Source organism: Halobacteriovoraceae bacterium (genome assembly GCA_020635115.1).
Lineage (GTDB): Bacteria > Bdellovibrionota > Bacteriovoracia > Bacteriovoracales > Bacteriovoracaceae > JACKAK01.
Map to the genome: position 1 here is coordinate 300,383 of JACKAK010000007.1, position 17,313 is coordinate 317,695.

Here is a 17,313-nt window from a genome sequence, read left to right on the forward strand (position 1 = left end):
AGAGTGGGCCTAAAATTGGCCCACCAGTAAAAAATTAAAATTGTGCTTCTTCAGTTGAACCTTTAAGCGCTAAAGTTGAAGCTTTTCCTTGGCTAATAGTTGTAGAAACTGCATCAAAATAACCAGTTCCAACTTCTCTTTGATGTTTTGTTGCGGTGTAGCCGATTTCTTCAGCAGCAAATTCAGCTTCTTGTAAAGCAGAGTAGGCAGTCATTCCTTCAGTTTTATATTTTTGCGCTAAAGAGAACATTGAGTAATTTAGAGAATGGAAGCCTGCAAGAGTGACAAATTGGAATTTATAACCCATTGCGCCTAATTCTTTTTGAAACTTAGCAATTGTTGAGGCATCTAATTTCTTTTTCCAGTTAAAAGATGGAGAACAATTGTAGGCGAGCATTTTTCCAGGATTTTCTTTTTGAATGGCCTCTGCAAATCTTTTTGCATCATCTAAATCAGGAGTTGAAGTTTCACACCAAATAAGATCTGCATAAGGTGCGTAGGCAAGTCCCCTTGCAATAGCTGTATCAAGTCCATTTTTTATTCTAAAAAAGCCCTCAGGAGTTCTATCTCCTTCAATAAATCTTCTGTCTCTTTCATCAACATCACTTGTAAGTAAAGTTGCGGCCTGGGCGTCAGTTCTAGCAACCAGAATTGTAGGAACATCCATAACATCGGCGGCCAAGCGGGCAGCAGTAAGTTTTTTAATAAACTCAGAAGTAGGTACAAGTACTTTTCCTCCTAAATGGCCACATTTTTTTTCACTTGCAAGTTGATCTTCGAAGTGTACACCTGCTGCACCTGCTGCAATCATAGCTTTCATAAGCTCGTAAGCGTTAAGCACTCCACCAAAACCTGCTTCGGCGTCGGCCATAATTGGAACTAACCAATCTCTAGTGACATTTCCCTCAGTACTTTCTAGTTGATCACATCTAATTAACGCCTGATTTATTTTTCTCACAACAGATGGAACGCTATCAGCAGGATACAAACTTTGGTCTGGATACATTTCTCCTGCTAAGTTTGCATCAGCAGCAACTTGCCATCCTGATAGATAAATTGCTTTTAGACCTGCTTTGACTTGTTGAACGGCCTGGTTTCCTGTCAATGCACCGAGGGCATTTACATAAGAGTCTTCATTGATTGCTCTCCATAAATTTTCCGCACCTAAACGTGCAATTGAATGTTCGATTTTATAAGAACCTCGAAGTTTTAAAACTTCTGCAGGAGTATAGTCTCTTTTTACTCCTTGCCATCGAGAGTCTTTTTCCCATAATTCTTTTAGTCTTGCAGCTTCTTCCATAGTTTCAATCCTTTTATTAGTAATTACTCGGTGTGATTCATTTGGTGATACAGTTGTAAGAAATGGGGCCAGTTCTTTCGCCGTAAAGAGAGCTTTGGCCTCTGATGTTATTTTGCCAAGTCTCAATATTTCATAGTCCAGTGTTTCTTGATCAAGATCTCTTTTTTTGAGTTCTTTTAAAAATTCTCTATATTCTTCATCAAAGAGTTGCTCTACAAATTCTTGCGTGACAATTTCACCACTTTCTAGTTTTACATTGTAGTGCAACCATTGCCAAACTTGTGCTCTGGAAATTTCTAAAGTTGCTAAATCTTCCATTAAGTTGTTATGGGCAATACACCCTAGGCCATCACTCCATCCAAGTAAATATGCTATGGCAACTTGAATATTTGTTTTTAATCCGCTTAACGTCCGAGGGCCACTACCTTCCATAATAAGTTTGTCTTCATCCTTAAAGTTTTTATCAATGAAGTCAATTTGGTTTTTCTTTGGAAAACATTCTAGGGCCGGGCCAATAAAATAGGGATGTGACACCCAACATCCGTCATGGCCTAATTTAAATTCGTTAGATTTGTCATCAGTCACTTTTTTTGTTTGTTGGGACCTGAGTTCTTCATCTTTTCCAGGAGTGAAAGCAGACATTCCACCTATGGCAAAGGCCCCATGTTTGTGGCAAATATTAACTAATTTTTTAGCATAATTTTCCATCCAAAATTTTTTCATATTGATTTCGGCCCTGTCAGGACTTATTTTATCTGGATGCATTCTTAAGGTTTTTATATCTGAGAAAATTTTATCCCAACGTCCCACATTCATACCAACAGCGTGTTCTCGAATTTCATAGAGAATTTCTTCAATATTAAACGCTGCAGTTAAGGTTTCTATGAGAAACGTCGCTCTAAGTGTTCCAATATTATGGCCAAGTTGTGTCTCTAAATCACTAAAGACAGAATTCCACCAGCGAGCTTCCAAGGGATATTCAATTTTAGGGACGTAAAATTTGGGAGTTTTTTTTCTTTCAATTAAATTTTGTGCAGATTGATAGAAATTCATCGCCAAGTCAAAAAGCCCAGCTGAGACAAATTCACCGTCAACTTTTACATTATTTTCTTGTAAATGAAGTCCACGTACTCTAACCATGAGTCCGGCCATATCAGTAGAATCGAGTTGATAAGCTTTGTCTGTACTGGAATTTCGGAAACTCAATTCTCCTTTAGAAGCACCTATTACATTATAAATACCATCTACTACATTTATCCAAGAGGGCTTCATGGAATCTTCAAAATCCACCATGGCCATGTCAGCTCTAGCGCCTGCTGAATTTCGAGATAGCATATTGATAACCATTTTAGTATCGTTAACTGGACCTGTAATCTCAACACGTCTTTGTTGCAGATCAGCTGGAATACTTGATACTTTCCAGTCTCCCTTTGATTTTGGATCAATTGATTCAGTCTTTGGTAACTTTCCAGAATCATATTCAGCTTGTTTTTTTTGTCTTTCAGCTAATAAAAATTTTCTCTGATTATCAAACTTTCTATGAAGATGAACGAGTAAATCCTGAAACTCATTTGTAAAAAGACACTTGGATCTATTGTTGTTTGCAATAACAGACAACTCTACGTGTCTTGAAAGTGGAACATAGCTCATATCTTCTACCTCCGTGAAAGAATGACCTTGGTTTTAAAGCAGGAACATTTTAACCACGTTTAATTGAAAAGATAAAGCGAAATTTCGCTTTATCTTTGTCAGAAAATGATTAAAAAATTTCAACGCATCTTTCAATGAAGTGTGAAATGAGCTGTGCTAGGGTGCATCTTACTATTTTGGAGATTTAAAATGAAATTCGCAATCATCGCATTTTTTCTAAGCTTTAATTTGTTAGCAGGTTCAAGACTTTCTGAACTCTACGAAAAACTTAATGATAAAGATTTTGTCTCAAAAATAACTGAGATACCTCATCACCTAAGAACAGTTTCGGTGATTCATTTTAAAGACGAAAAAATTCCTTTTGAACTTAAAAAAGTACTCGTTCGTTTGAGTGAATTGGGTTTTGAAATTAACGGAACCTTAATAGAAAAAAATCAATTAAATGGTTACAAAAAGGGAATAGAGCTACAACTCGAAGATCAAACTCAAAAATATAGAATTTACGATAAATTTCCCAACGAAAAACTAGAGATTTCTAAAAAAATGTTAAACTTATTACCCGGCAAAACATTTTTTACACATTTGCCAAAAGTTTTTTCACAAGAATGGGAGAGATTGAAATTTTGGAAATGGGATGTGAATCGTAAGACTTTCCTAGTTGAAGCTTGGATTATGGGAACTGTTCTCAACTCAATTGCGATTAAAGGTATTCAAAATAGTGTAGAAATAAATTATGTAGCACCATACTTAGCTATATGGGCCTGGGCCTGGGGATTTATAGGAAGTTTAGATAGAGTTAAGAGATTTACTGGTAAATACAAACAAATCCAAAAGATAGAAGAAAACCCTCCTGGTGAACAACTTATTATCTCTAGCGATACTAAATGGTCTATTCTATCAACATCACTTATCGAATCAGCAATTACGGCAGTTGTGGTAGTGAGTTTATTTGATTTGAGTGTAATGAACTTTGCCATAATTGGTAACGGTTTTTTAAGTTCTGTTAAAACAGGGATTGCGAAATCGGGGTTCAATAAAAAGTTTGCTGACCTTGCACATAAATCGACAGTTCAATTAGATAAAGCTTCTTCAATGGCACAAGAACATTTACCGATTCTAATACAAAAAAATATCGATTTAATTTTTAGCGAGGTTGATACTAATAAAAAGAAAAAAATCTTAGAGGCCCGTGAAAAGGCATATGATTTTGTAGTAGGTGAAAAAATAACGATGAAACAAAAGGAATATGCTAAAAAATATATTGATTTGAAAGTAAGTTCTTTAGAATTGATGCGTAAGGGAATCTTCACTATGAGAATTTCCTCGAACTATATATTAGCTTCATTGAAAATGCTTCATTTAATGACTCCAATTGCTTTGTTATATTTGGATTCAATGGCCGCACATTCTTTTACAATCGCTGGTTGGGTTGGGCTAGGTATGGTCAGCATTTGGGGACTTTTAGAAAGTTACAATTTTACTTGGTTTAGAAAGATGAAAACCTACTATCATACTAGGTTTTATAAAACATGTAGTGAAAAATTCATCAAATAATTTGAATATATCTCACTGGTATCGTCGATAAAAAACGCCTCTCTAACAAAAAAGTTGAAGTTATTGAAAATTCATTGGTACCCACTTAGAGTTCAAAAATCCGCATACTTGGAGGATTTTAAGCTTAAAATACTGCATATTCCTATAACCATAAGCTCTTTTCTTTATTGTTTTGATGACGTTGTTTATTCCTTCTGAAAGTGATGAGGTAACAGGGTATTTGAAGTAGTTTCTGAATGTATCCCATCCATCATCAAACGTTTTCCACCATTTTTTTAGTTCATAGAAGATCCCTGCTTGATTTATCCATTCCCCCATCTCTTCAAACTTTGCTCTTGCTTCCGGAGCTGAAGCAGATTCAAATATCTGGTGCATACCTTCTTTAATGAGTTCTAGGTAAACAAAATATTCATTATCTCTCATGACTTCCCGAATATGCCGGTTCTCAGCTTTTGTTCTTCGATCAGATTTTTTAGTGAATAACTGTTTAAATTTGCCACGAGTCAGTCTCTTTTGTTCTCCTTTGCACATGTGCTCATTTAACCACTGTCTCTCACTATTAATATAGTTTTGAAACGTCTGCATGATATGAAAACGATCCCATACAAAAATAGCGTTGGGACAGTTCTCTTTCACGCTAAGTTTATATCCATCAAACTGATCTGCCGCTACAACTTCAATCTCTTCACAGCGCTCTTTTCCCATGACATGAAAAAACTCATTAAGTGCTTCTTTAGAGCGGCTTTCAGACACCCAAATAACCCTCCTAGTGTCCAAGTCACAGATTATCGTGAAAAAGCGTTTATCCCTGGACTCTTTGGCATGATACTTTTTCTTTCTGGCATAGACTTCGTCTACACAAATCCTCCTGACCTTTGGGATCTTGTAGTGTTGAAACATCCGCTTCATTCTTTTAAAATCAAACCGCCACATACTCATAGGATCATTGCCAGTGAACTCAGCGGCCCGAGAGACTGGAGTAATCTCACAAAGACGTCCTAACCACCAAGCATATTCCTCGGTTACGTGCGGAGTCTCCTCAGAGATCCAGTCAATTTTAGAAGTTCTAATTTTTTTACAATTACCGCATCGATGCTTAGTTCTTTTAAAGATGTAGTATCCCTTAAAACCATGAATATCCATTGTGCGAACTTTGACTTTATGCTCGCTAACTTTGGCTGCATCAAGCTCATGACAACACCTGGAACACTGTTTAACTTCACGTCCATCTTTGATAAATATCTCAATAAAGCCTTTATCTAACCACTCTTTAGTGTCTGTCACGTCAAAACCAGGGATGCAGTAACGGTGAATACGTCGTAAACTCATAGTTCAATCCTTTGAAAAATTAAGTATAAAGAGAGGATAACAATGAAGTTTAAATCGTATAAGAGAAAAGAAGGCCCATGTAGAATAGGGTCTATTGAGATGCCCAAATTAAGATTGAAACATTCAGATTTTTTTGAAGAAATAAGGGATCAAATTCCTGATAAAGATTATAAGGAATGGGAAGAAGATGCATTATTCTTTTTGTTTTTAAAACCTGAGATGGACCTGGACAACTTAAGACCTGAAAATATTGACGAGTATGCTGAGTCAATTATTGGTTTCCCTAAAATCAACTTTTTTGATTAAGATCCTAAAAAACGAATTAATTTCTTTAGAGGAGTATTGTTTTTCCATCTAAAGTCTTGGTATTTCATCCCGATTAGATCTTATGATCAATTTTTTAGATGATTTACATATAGAACTTTTTGAAGCTTTGGAAGTTCCTCTAGCTATAAATGATATGCAGGGAAATCTTTTGTATGTTAATCAGCGTTATGCTGAACTAATTGGATATTCAAAAAGTGAAGTTTACAAATTGAGTTGTTGGGATATCACTCCTGAAAAATATAACCCTCAAGAACAAGAACAACTAAAGTCTCTAGCAGAAATAAAAAAATATGGCCCTTATGATAAAGAATACATCCATAGGGATGGAAGTCTAATTCCTGTTAGACTTAATGGTAAGATTATTGAACTCAATGGCATGGAGTATATTTGGTCTTCGATTGAAGATATTAGCTACTCTGTAAGTAAAGCTGTAAGTAGTGATTTAGAATCTAAAAGTAGGCTGATTGAAGATTCAATCAATGAAATCTTTATATTTGATTATCACACTCTAAAATTTCTTTATACAAATAATGAAGCTAGAAAAAATATTGGTTATAGCGAAGAAGAACTCTTGAAAATGACTCCACTGGATATAAAACCAGAGATAAATGAAGAAAAATTTCGAGAAATAATTCAACCTTTAATTGAGAACAAAACGGATAAAATAAGTTTTGAAACCATTCATAAAAGAAAAGATGGAAGTACATATTGCGTAGAAATAAGACTTCAAAAAGGAAACTTTGAAGGACATTCTGTGTTTATTGCATATATTTGGGATAACACTGAAAAAAAGATGTTTGAAATACAACAAAATAAACTTCTTGAAAGTCTTAACGAAGCACTACAATTTCAGGAAATTATTCAAGAAAACTCAGGGTACGCAATAATCGCTAGCGACCTCGAAGGGACAATTGTAACTTTTAATAAAGCTGCTGAAAATATTCTGGGTTATAGTGCACAAGAAATGATAAACAAACAAACACCTGCTATATTTCACGATTTTGATGAAGTAGTGAAGAGATCAGAAGAATTTTCAAAAATATTGGGAAGAAAAATAGTGCCTGGTTTTCATACATTTGTATGTTTAACAGACCATGGTTTACAAAACTTTTATGAATGGACATACATTCGAAAAGATGGAACGAGGTTTCCTGTTTCTCTATATATCACTTCACTTAAAAATAAAGATGGTATTGTTACTGGTTATATGGGAATGGCCAGAGATATTTCAGAAAGTAAACAAAAAGAAAAAGAACTAATTGATTCCAGAAATATTGCTGAAAAAGCATTAGCAGTTAAAACCGAGTTTCTCGCAAATATGTCTCATGAAATCCGTACTCCAATGAATGGAATTGTTGGGATGACAGAAATATTGCTATCTGAAAATCTTGATCAACAGATTCTAGATGATTTGATGGTAATAAAAGAAAGTTCAGATGCACTTTTAGAGATCATAAACAATATATTAGATCTTTCAAAAATTGAAGCTGAGAAAATGATATTAGATATAGTTGAGTTTGATTTAAAAATGTTAATTAAAAATTGTATCACTTTGCACAAAGCATCTATTAAAAATAAAGAGATTTCAATAGATTTAGATATTAAAGAAGATGTACCATCATTCGTTTTGGCAGACAAAATAAAAATCGAACAGGTTGTAAATAATCTTTTGAATAACGCTGTTAAGTTCACACACCAGGGACATGTGAAAGTGTTTTTAAGTGCACATGATTTTAACCAGAATGAATGTAAAATCAGCATCTCGGTAGCTGATTCAGGGATAGGAATAAATGAAGAAAACAAATTAAAAATCTTTGAAAGCTTTACCCAAGAAGATGGTTCAACTACGAGAAGATTTGGTGGAACAGGACTTGGATTAAGCATATGTAAAAAGTTGATGAATTTGATGGATGGTGAAATTTCAGTGGAGAATTTACCAAAAGGTGGAGCAGAGTTTAAAATTGAATTAAGAGTTAAGTATCTTGATAAATTGTCAGCGAAAGTTCCAACTTCCACAATTAAGAGGGATAAAAAGGCAGACAAATCCGGAAATATCCTAGTTGTTGAAGATAATGAAATAAATAGAAAAGTAGTTTGTAGTATGCTGACTAAAATGGGCCATCATTTTGAAATTGCTTCAAATGGGCTAGAGGCCATCGAAAAATTGAAAGAACAAAGTTTTAAACTTATACTTATGGATTGCCACATGCCTATCTTAGATGGATTTATGGCCACTACAAAAATAATAGAATTATATGGGGAAAATCGTCCCGTCATCATTGCCTTAACGGCCAGTGCAATGCCTGAGGATATACAAAGATGTTTTAAAATTGGTATGGATGATTTTTTGTCTAAGCCAATCAATCATCAAAAATTAAAATTTATTCTAGCAAAGTATGCAGAAAAGAAAACAGCATAAAATTTAGGTTAAATTTATTTAGTTTCTAGCCTACTTCCAAATAGTATTTATTACAATTTTAAAAAGTCTACATTGTCAGAAGAAAGTCATCTTAATAAATAAGAGTCATGAAAATAATTTTTTTACAATTCTTATTAGTCCTCTCGTATGTCAGTAAACTCAGCGCTAATGAGACTGAAATTGTCGTCCGTGAATCTCATTCAATTTATCTTACTCAAGAAGTAAAAGATGAACTTGATGAATTTTATCAAGATCATGATATGAATGAAATCAGGTCAACCCAAGAAGAAATTCTAAAGGAAATTATAGAAAAGGGAGATTCTATAAAGTTACTATTTGATTATGAGGATTCAAAATTTTTTAATTTTAATTTTTTTGGAAGTAAATTCAGTGACTATATGATGTATATCTATGGTCTCCGATCTCAAAATAAAATTGACGATCTTATTCTTGAAAAAATTCTTAAGGCAAAAAGTATATTCGATAAAAGAGACGATTTGTCGGCATATCCACTTTCAGTCTTTAAGAAAGAACATTTTCCCTATCCTTTTGGCAGCTCTGTTGATGAAATTCAAGAAATTGCTAAACAATGGATGAACCTCTATGAAAAATGGGAAGATGGAGAACTGCCAGAACATATTAACTTCTTGAGACTTTTAACAGGATGGATTGGACGTGAGGGACAGAGAGTTCCTGGTCTTTTTGATCGTTTGGCCTCAAGTTCTTTTCGAGTCGGTGTAGGATTTAAGACAACTGAAATTATAAAATACACAAATGATCCGACTCTTAGGGAAAGATATAATTATAAGATATTTGCTTCTTTACTTTTTCTCTTTCACAAAAAAATGATTTCTAAAGATCTATGGGAGCTTTTAGAAGCATGTCGGATAAAACAATTTGATCAAAACAGTACTGAAATTTATGATATTATCAATGCTCAAAAATTTTTTACACTACATAATCCTGAGTATAAAACTGGAAAATCGAATTATCTCGCAAAACAATTTAAAGATAAAATTCAAACTGTAAGGCAAGAACTGTATGACAAATTTAATGAGAATCAAATTAATTTGATCAAAGGTACGTTGCTAAAATTAAAAGATATCATCACTTCATCTAAGGTTGAAATTAAAGTGACCGACGAAAATGGTGATATTATCCACTCTGAATATCTAAGAAAATCACAGATACGAGACTATGCCTTTGCAAAAACACTTAGAGGAATTGAAGATTTGAATCTTATGCCTAGTTTTTCCGAAAAAGGTGATACGGTTAAATATCTAGACTTACTCGCAGTGGGAGCAGAGTTAGGATATTTTTCAGATCGATTAATTGAAGCTTTAGAAAAAGCTGAAATCATTTGGGAGCCTCAAGAAACTACCAGACAAAAATTGATCAAGTTCTATCAAGAATATGCTGTTGTAACAACTGTTCTTCTCCCTGCTGAATGGCAGTGGCTTGTTTTATTTGGAGTATTGGCAATACAGGCCACGGATGAGAAAAATGGACACGATAAAGGCAAGAAAATTGGTATCTATTTTTAAATTTCTTTTAATTTCATGTCTTTGTTCTTCTTTTTTTTGGGGGGACAAAAAATTCAAGGTTCTCATTGAAAATGGTGAAGAACCTCAAATGAGGGGACTTCCTAATTTAGACTCAAGTAGTAAATTTGATGGAGATTATTTTAGAATTGTTGAAGGCAGAGACGAAAATCCTATTTCTTTTAAAAATGAAAATGATGCACTTGTTCTCAAAGCAGCAACTGTCTATTATCATTTCGAAATTGCAAGGAAATTTTTTAAAGACAATTTTGAATCAGATTTTATTAATGTTCATCCAAAAATTACAATTCGTATCGATATCAAAAATAAATTTAACAAACTAACTCACTTTGAACCAGATTGGCCCGATCGTTCTGATGATGAAGTATACAACCAAGCATACACTATTCCAGGAACGAAAGAGGATGGAGTTCACGATATAATGATTGGTGAAGAAAACGAACTTGGCGAAGTTATCAAACCTTGGGATCCTGAAACTTGGTATCATCCTATGAAAGTAGAACAAGTCCCTGTGCAATTTGATGTTAACACACAGGCCGTTGCTCAAGTATTTGGTATTTTCAAAGACAGAACTCATGATATTACATTTAAACAGTTCCTCATGGTAATTGTTTCTCCTGGAAGTATATCTGAAAATTTTGAATACATAATGAGAACGCCTCTTATTCAATCAGCGATTGCTGAAAGTGCATACCAAGGACTTCATACTTACGTGGCCTTATTTAGACAAACTGCTGATTATTATGTAGATGCTGCAATGATCCCTGAAGTTTCATATCACGAATATGTTCACCATGTTTTAAGTGATTATTTACCGACTGAAACCAGAAATCCTGTTGTTGAGGGATTTGCTAATTATTTTGCAGCAAGGATTTTAGGCAGTAAAGAACTTGGTCATAATTCAGATTACAGTAATGCTAGAGAAAAACATGCCGATCGTGAAATATTTTACGAAAGAAAATTAGAATTAGAGAATAATTCACATCTTGATTTCGTTATGACTTTACTTTGGGACATAAGAGAAACACTTATAGCTTCAGGAAAAACTTCTAAAGAAGTTGATCAACTTATTTTTGATTCACGAAAAATGCTCGATGCAGAAAGTAATATTGAAGTTGATTTAACTGCTGCTCTTATTAATACCTGTCAAAAAGTTGATTATTGTGATGAAGCTGACCAAGTACTTATGCTGACTGCATTTAGCTATAGAGGTTTATACTAGTTAAGATAAAAAACTAATGGGCCACTCTTGTTTTTTCAAGAAATTCCTCAACATTCTTTGAGGAGAGTATTATTTGATCCAAAGCAGTTTTTGATTTCACCGATTTTTCACCACAGCATGAACAAGTAATATAACAGTCAATGATCTGACTGTCAGGTATAGCAGCAAGTATATTCTTTTCAACAAGACCTTTTGTAATAAGTCTTGATCTTAAATTTTCGGCCAGTGTAGAATAGTTTATATTGATTACTCTTTCAGTTTCAAATAAATGATAAATCTTATTATGCAAAATAACGAAACATGGCCGGCAAGAGTAAAATATACTTTGATATAATACTTTCTGACACGCAATATACTCCTAACAATTTCCTGAACCGTTTCAAAGACAACTTCGACCCTGTCAAACCCCCTAATGTCGGACAAAACTTTGAATTTGCAACGATTTTGGCCACCTTTGTGCATAAGTTCAATGGCCAATAATGTCTTAGTCGTTGTATTGAATCAAAATAATAATACCTTCTAAAGTTACAGCCTTATATGAGTGAATAAGTAAAATGAGATATAATACAAATAGATCTAACAAAATTCAGATTTTTTTGTATCTTTCTATAAAATAACCTCAAAAATTCTTACAAACGATCAAGTCTTAATATTGCGTCGTGAAAAAGTGAGAATATTAAATATAAATAATACTATATTAATAATCTCAATAGGAGGAATAATGGATATAATTACTAGGATACTAAGGATGAATTTTATATATATTGTATCATTAGCAATGGTTTTTGCTTTTAATCCAAAACTTAGTGCTTATGACACAGCTGAAAATGAAGAGGTAAGATTAAGTAATTCAGAATTGAAAATCGAATTAGAAAAGGCGATTAATAAACTTAATGGTAAACTCAGTCTACTTAGAAAAGATGATCATGAAAAAAGAGCTATCGTTAAAAGACAATTTTTAGAAAATTTAACTGATCTCCAATCTAAAGGGTTAACAGGAGAAGATGTATATACTGTTGCCTATGAGACCGTGACTGATCCAGCCTTGAAATTGGAACTTGAAGCTCAATTGAATTCATTAGAACTTGGAAAAATTTCTATTGCTCAGGCCACTCAAAATCTTTCAAGAGCTTTTGCCGAAGAGATAAATAAGGCCCCAGCTTGGTCTTCAAGGGCAGGATCCTTCGAAGAAGTATTAATAATCGTAGGGGCCGCTCTCTTATTAATTGGATTAGTTGCACTTGTAAATACAGGAGGTAGCGGACACTATTATGATGATAGATTTCCGGATGGGACTCCTTGTTATTATGGAGAGTATTATTATGATTCATATTATAATATACGAGTCAATTGCGGAGACCGGATTTACGCTTATTAAGATCTTCATTTCGACCTAATTAAGAGGAGTAGATACCTCCTCTTAATTTCTCTAGGAAAATATTTTACTTTGGCAGGGATACTTCACTCATGTGAAAATAATAACATCAAGTTTATTTGGAGAAGTTATGCTAGATAAAGAGATGTTAGATGAGTTTGTTGCTGAAATGACAGAGATTAACCGAGAGATGTCTATCAAAATTTCAAAATTGATTGAAACTAAAATGGAAAGTACGACCGACTTTGAGTCTCTAGGTCAAATGGTAGATCGAATCTATGGCACAGCGGCGACACTTGGTTTTAAACATATAGCTGAGTATACTCTGGCCCTTAAAGAAATAGCTTATATGGCCTCAGACAGTAATAATGAAACAGGTAAGAAAAAAACTATAAAAATGTTTATTACTTATATGGATTTAAGTAAGAGAATTTGCGAAGTCATCTATGATGAAAAAAACTTAGCTGAATTAACTTTTATGATTAAACAAGAAGTATCTCGTGCTGAATTGCTTAACCGCAAAGAATTTTACTCAGTAAAAAAGAAAAGTTGTTAACTTAACTCGGATAATAATTCTTGTTCTTCCATTAATTCAAGTAGAACATTCTCTGTCTGATCACGCATCGAAGTAAGATTGGCCAGCTCTTCAGATTTTTCTAGATTGAGACTCGTGTAATCAAAGTTAGAGATTGATTCTTCTAAAGTAGTTAACTTTTTTTCTAACTGTTCTATTTGTTTAGGGAGTTCTTCAATTCTTTTCTTTTGGGCGTATGAGAGTTTTACTTTTTTTAAAGATTTGTCTTGAATAATTTTTGGGACCTCTACATTATCCGTAAGTTCTTTTTCTGCCTTTAAAGCTTCTAAATAGGGGAGAACTTGTGTTAGTCCACTACTAAAAAAATCAACCGACTGATCATGAATATTGAAAATCTGGGTTGTCACATTTTCTAGGAAGCTCCTATCATGACAAATTAAAATAATCGTACCTTGAAAATTTACTAATGTATCTTCTAGAACCTCAATTGTTTCAATATCTAAGTCATTTGTTGGTTCATCAAAAATCCAAATATCTCCTGGCATAGTTAAATTCTTGGCCAGCTGTAGTCGTGCGATTTCACCACCTGAAAATGTTTCACATTTTCGGTTTACCATATCTTGGTTAAACCCAAAATTTTGAAGATAACTATTAATATGGGTTGAACGCCCATTCTCAAAAGTAATAAACTCTCTACCTTGGCCGACAATTTCAAGAGGTGTTTTTTGTTGATCAATGTCTTCTTTACGTTGAGAAAAATAACAAATTTTCAAATGGTCTGAAATTTTTAAATCACCATTTGTTGGACAAATTTCTCCACTAATAATTTTTGCAAGAGTTGATTTTCCGACACCATTATCACCTAGAAGACCGATCTTTTCTCCTCTATAGATTTCAAAATCAAATGGGTGAAACAGATTTTTTTCTCCAAAGGACATTTCTATATTTTTACCAGAAATTAATAATTTGTTTTTCTGATGAGATTTATTAATATCAAGCTCTAATCCTTTTTTAGCTTGGTTCTTCAAGTCTTGTACTTTAGAGGATAAATTATCAAAATTCTCAACACGTTTTTTACTTCGGGTGCCTCTGGCCTTAATTCCTTGTCGCATCCACTCAGTTTCTCTTCGAAGAGTATTTTTTAGTTTTACAAGTTTCTTTAATCTTTCTTCCTCTTTAACACCTATAAACTCTAAATAATCAGCATAATTGCCATTGTATTCTTCAATTTGACCGTTTTGAATATTTAAAATTTTTGTACAAACTTTTGAAAGGAGATATCTATCATGAGAAATAATTAAAATTGTTTTCTTAGTTCTAATGAGCTCATCTTCTAGTAGCTCAATGGTTTGAATATCAAGATGGTTTGTAGGTTCGTCCCATAATATTAAATTGCTTTGACTTGTGAGACCCAGTGACAATTGTATTTTTTTTTGTTCTCCACCAGACAAATTTTCAGTTGTCATTGTAAGATCATTGAAACCAAAATATTTAAGATATGATTCATACTCTGTTTGTCTCTCCCAAATTCTGAGATTTTCAATCTGTGAAAGAGTCTTTTCTGAGTGAGAGTAATGATAATCTTCTACAAGTAATTTTTGTTCTGGATATGAATACCAAAAATAGTCAGATATGCTAACTGGAGTGAGGGGATTGTTAAAGCTTTGTTCAATCAAACAAACTGAAAATTCTAATTCCCTTCCCTGATTTGAACTAGCTTGAGAAAAAACAAAAGAACTATTTTCAATATCTGGACAAACTTTTTTGGATATTATTTTTAAGAGAGAAGATTTTCCACAGCCATTTGGCCCAATAAGTCCAATTTTCTCTCCATGCTCAATTTTAAAATGAGCGGAGTCAAAGATTCTTTTATGGCCATAGGTTAATGTAAGGTTTTTTAAGGAACATATAATCGACATGGCCAAAAGTAATCGGCCTGACGGATAAAGTCAATAAAAGTTTTAAATCAAATTACTTTTGTTTACAAAGAAGACTGAGCTATTATACTTGATAATAAAGGACTTCTACATGGATGCAAGGATGTTTCGATACTTATTAGTTTTTCTTATTTCAGTTTCACCACTTACAGGGATGGCCCAATATTCACTAAGAGAATGTGCAAAGTTGTTTAAAGGAATTATAAGACCTTCAGATCCTGTATCTAGTATTTATGAAGATGATTTTAACAAATTAATTTCAAATCCTGATCGGGGCCAAAAAGGTGTCATCGCAATTTTTACAGATACAACGATTAATTACACAAGTGGTGTAACTAATGCTCAAATGCATACCAAAAAAGAGCTTGAGAAAAAAGGTTACAGAGTTGATATTATTCATCCACATTTTTTTAAAACCGCAAAATTACCTTTTTATTCTCAAATTGAATTTGCGATTAGGCCTGGACAGTCAAAAAAAATTGGTCAATACCTGGATGAAGTGAATCCTGATTATATTCATATATTGACCGAAGGCCCTGTGGGAATAGCTGCGACTTTTGAGTCAAGAAAGAGAAAAATGAGATATTCTTCAAGTTTTTTAACTTTATTTCCGGAAGTAATCCAAAAGTTATTAGGTGTTAGAAGAGATATGGTATGGAAGATTCTCAAGACATTTGTACACGATCACTCTGCTTCTGTTTTGACTTTATCTAAGGCCGCTCAACAGAAGTTAAATGATAATGGAATTAAAAATACTAAAATTTGGGGAAGAGGAATTGATTTTGAAAAACTAAAATATAACCCAAATGCAAGAAATGAAATTAGAAATAAACGCGGACCCGTCTTTGATAAATTATCAGATCATGCTTTGAGATTACTTAATCCACCTGTTTATGTTTATTTGGGAAGAATTTCTAAAGAAAAAGGATTGGAGAATTTTTTGAATGCAAAAGTCGATGGAGCAAAACTTGTCATTGGAGATGGCCCCTTGCTTGAAACTCTTAAAAAGGAATACCCTAGGGCCATTTTTACAGGGGAAGTTTCGCATAAAGAAATATCAGATTTTTTATCAGCTTCAGACGTATTTGTATTTCCCTCCAAGCATGATGTGTTAGGTACAGTAATTATTGAAGCACAAGCATTTGGACTTCCTGTCGTGGCCTACAATCTAAATGGGCCTAAGGATTTTATTGAACATGAAGTTAATGGTTTATTAGGACCAAATTTGGAAAAAAATATGAAACTTGCTTATAAGTATATACAAGATGGAGTATTCAATAGAGATGAAATTATGCAAGCTTCAAGAGCTTACACATGGGAGAGGGCCACTGAAATGTTTATAAATGGACTTGTAAGTACAAGACCATAGAAAACATGTAAAATTTGGTATACTTATTATTTTCCATTTTGCTGATTTTAATAATGTGAAATTTACAAATGAATATTTTTACTCTTATTTCTCAATAGAGTTTAACTCTTCAGTTCAATACTAAAATTTTTTATGATTATATAAAAATTTTCAGTAACAATTAATTAAAACGTTTGAACTTTGAAGTTGTTACAAAATAACTAGAGGATCCATATATCAGGAAAACAAGGAAATTAAATAACTTATAATGCTTTATAATTTCAACTGATCTCTTGAAAAGAGTGAATCTTTAATACTATTATCATTAGATTTTATGTCATTGACGAGAAGAATAGTTTTTGATTTTTTTTCCTTATTTTCCAATACAGATTGTGTGATAAAGAGAAGACCATCTATTTCTTCAATCGCTTTAACTTTCAATTCTTTACTTAATTCACCTTTTTTATTATATAAATTTACGTGAAGAGGGATAAAAGTTTTTTTATCTATACACGCAACTTTTTTTGAATATGCACTTTCGTGTTTATCAACAGGAATAGATTCTAGTTTGTAGCAATCGGTACCCTCATATTTTCCATCACTAAGCATTTTATGTGTGTCTTTTGACGGAACACGATCGGCCAAATCTTCATAGTAATAGTCGCTTTTAACGAAACGGCCATTTTTCTTAGAACTTGAAATGCGTCTTTCTTTTTTTTGTGATGGTAAATAAATAAATTGATCAGATGATTTAT

13 protein-coding genes are annotated in these 17,313 nt (G+C 33.2%); 8 read left to right on the forward strand and 5 right to left on the reverse strand.

Annotated features, from left to right (window positions below):
- Positions 1-34: 34 nt before the first annotated feature.
- A complete protein-coding gene (gene aceA, locus H6622_13145; GenBank protein ID MCB9062461.1) occupies positions 35-2,950 on the reverse strand; it encodes an isocitrate lyase in 2,916 nt (971 codons plus the stop codon).
- A gap of 189 nt (positions 2,951-3,139) precedes the next feature.
- Between aceA and H6622_13150 the strand changes: the two genes are divergently transcribed.
- On the forward strand, positions 3,140-4,504 hold the full coding sequence (locus tag H6622_13150) for a hypothetical protein (protein MCB9062462.1): 1,365 nt from the start codon (positions 3,140-3,142) through the stop codon (positions 4,502-4,504).
- 60 nt (positions 4,505-4,564) lie between these two features.
- Here H6622_13150 and H6622_13155 read toward each other — a convergent pair whose 3' ends face one another.
- On the reverse strand, positions 4,565-5,833 hold the full coding sequence (locus H6622_13155; protein MCB9062463.1) for an ISL3 family transposase: 1,269 nt from the start codon (positions 5,831-5,833) through the stop codon (positions 4,565-4,567).
- Positions 5,834-5,875: 42 nt separating this feature from the next.
- Between H6622_13155 and H6622_13160 the strand changes: the two genes are divergently transcribed.
- The 4 genes from H6622_13160 to H6622_13175 all read left to right on the forward strand — a co-directional run bounded on the left by H6622_13160 (position 5,876) and on the right by H6622_13175 (position 11,363).
- Entirely contained in the window at positions 5,876-6,139 is a 264-nt protein-coding gene (locus tag H6622_13160; protein MCB9062464.1) for a hypothetical protein, read from the forward strand.
- Between the two features lie 82 nt (positions 6,140-6,221).
- Complete coding sequence (locus tag H6622_13165) at positions 6,222-8,579, forward strand: PAS domain S-box protein (protein MCB9062465.1); 2,358 nt, start codon at positions 6,222-6,224, stop codon at positions 8,577-8,579.
- A 107-nt stretch (positions 8,580-8,686) separates the two neighbouring features.
- Entirely contained in the window at positions 8,687-10,123 is a 1,437-nt protein-coding gene (locus tag H6622_13170) for a hypothetical protein (GenBank protein ID MCB9062466.1), read from the forward strand.
- Positions 10,083-11,363, forward strand: a complete 1,281-nt coding sequence (locus H6622_13175) for a hypothetical protein (GenBank protein MCB9062467.1) — start codon at positions 10,083-10,085, stop codon at positions 11,361-11,363. The genes H6622_13170 and H6622_13175 overlap by 41 nt, the downstream gene beginning before the upstream one ends.
- Positions 11,364-11,376: 13 nt before the next feature.
- Here H6622_13175 and H6622_13180 read toward each other — a convergent pair whose 3' ends face one another.
- Positions 11,377-11,652 (reverse strand): hypothetical protein, encoded by a 276-nt coding sequence (locus H6622_13180; GenBank protein ID MCB9062468.1) that lies wholly within the window; start codon positions 11,650-11,652, stop codon positions 11,377-11,379.
- A gap of 432 nt (positions 11,653-12,084) precedes the next feature.
- On the opposite strand from H6622_13180, the gene H6622_13185 reads away from it, so the two are divergent.
- Positions 12,085-12,741 carry a hypothetical protein gene (locus H6622_13185; protein ID MCB9062469.1) on the forward strand — a complete coding sequence of 219 codons (657 nt, stop codon included), beginning with the start codon at positions 12,085-12,087 and terminating at the stop codon, positions 12,739-12,741.
- 127 nt (positions 12,742-12,868) lie between these two features.
- Entirely contained in the window at positions 12,869-13,294 is a 426-nt protein-coding gene (locus tag H6622_13190; GenBank protein ID MCB9062470.1) for a hypothetical protein, read from the forward strand.
- Here H6622_13190 and H6622_13195 read toward each other — a convergent pair.
- Complete coding sequence (locus H6622_13195) at positions 13,291-15,192, reverse strand: ABC-F family ATP-binding cassette domain-containing protein (protein ID MCB9062471.1); 1,902 nt, start codon at positions 15,190-15,192, stop codon at positions 13,291-13,293. The genes H6622_13190 and H6622_13195 overlap by 4 nt on opposite strands.
- Positions 15,193-15,313: 121 nt before the next feature.
- Between H6622_13195 and H6622_13200 the strand changes: the two genes are divergently transcribed.
- Positions 15,314-16,579: a glycosyltransferase gene (locus tag H6622_13200; protein MCB9062472.1), complete on the forward strand. Its 1,266-nt coding sequence runs from the start codon at positions 15,314-15,316 to the stop codon at positions 16,577-16,579.
- Between the two features lie 252 nt (positions 16,580-16,831).
- Here the strand turns inward: H6622_13200 and H6622_13205 are convergent.
- Positions 16,832-17,313, reverse strand: a 482-nt coding sequence (locus H6622_13205) for an outer membrane lipoprotein-sorting protein (GenBank protein ID MCB9062473.1), incomplete at its 5' end; no start/stop codon positions are given.

Coding starts and splice junctions, on each gene's coding strand:
- aceA (MCB9062461.1), bottom strand. CDS start 2,950: ATGAGCTATGTTCCACTTTCAAGACACGTAGAGTTGTCTGTTATTGCA.
- H6622_13150 (MCB9062462.1), top strand. CDS start 3,140: ATGAAATTCGCAATCATCGCATTTTTTCTAAGCTTTAATTTGTTAGCA.
- H6622_13155 (MCB9062463.1), bottom strand. CDS start 5,833: ATGAGTTTACGACGTATTCACCGTTACTGCATCCCTGGTTTTGACGTG.
- H6622_13160 (MCB9062464.1), top strand. CDS start 5,876: ATGAAGTTTAAATCGTATAAGAGAAAAGAAGGCCCATGTAGAATAGGG.
- H6622_13165 (MCB9062465.1), top strand. CDS start 6,222: ATGATCAATTTTTTAGATGATTTACATATAGAACTTTTTGAAGCTTTG.
- H6622_13170 (MCB9062466.1), top strand. CDS start 8,687: ATGAAAATAATTTTTTTACAATTCTTATTAGTCCTCTCGTATGTCAGT.
- H6622_13175 (MCB9062467.1), top strand. CDS start 10,083: ATGGACACGATAAAGGCAAGAAAATTGGTATCTATTTTTAAATTTCTT.
- H6622_13185 (MCB9062469.1), top strand. CDS start 12,085: ATGGATATAATTACTAGGATACTAAGGATGAATTTTATATATATTGTA.
- H6622_13190 (MCB9062470.1), top strand. CDS start 12,869: ATGCTAGATAAAGAGATGTTAGATGAGTTTGTTGCTGAAATGACAGAG.
- H6622_13195 (MCB9062471.1), bottom strand. CDS start 15,192: ATGTCGATTATATGTTCCTTAAAAAACCTTACATTAACCTATGGCCAT.
- H6622_13200 (MCB9062472.1), top strand. CDS start 15,314: ATGTTTCGATACTTATTAGTTTTTCTTATTTCAGTTTCACCACTTACA.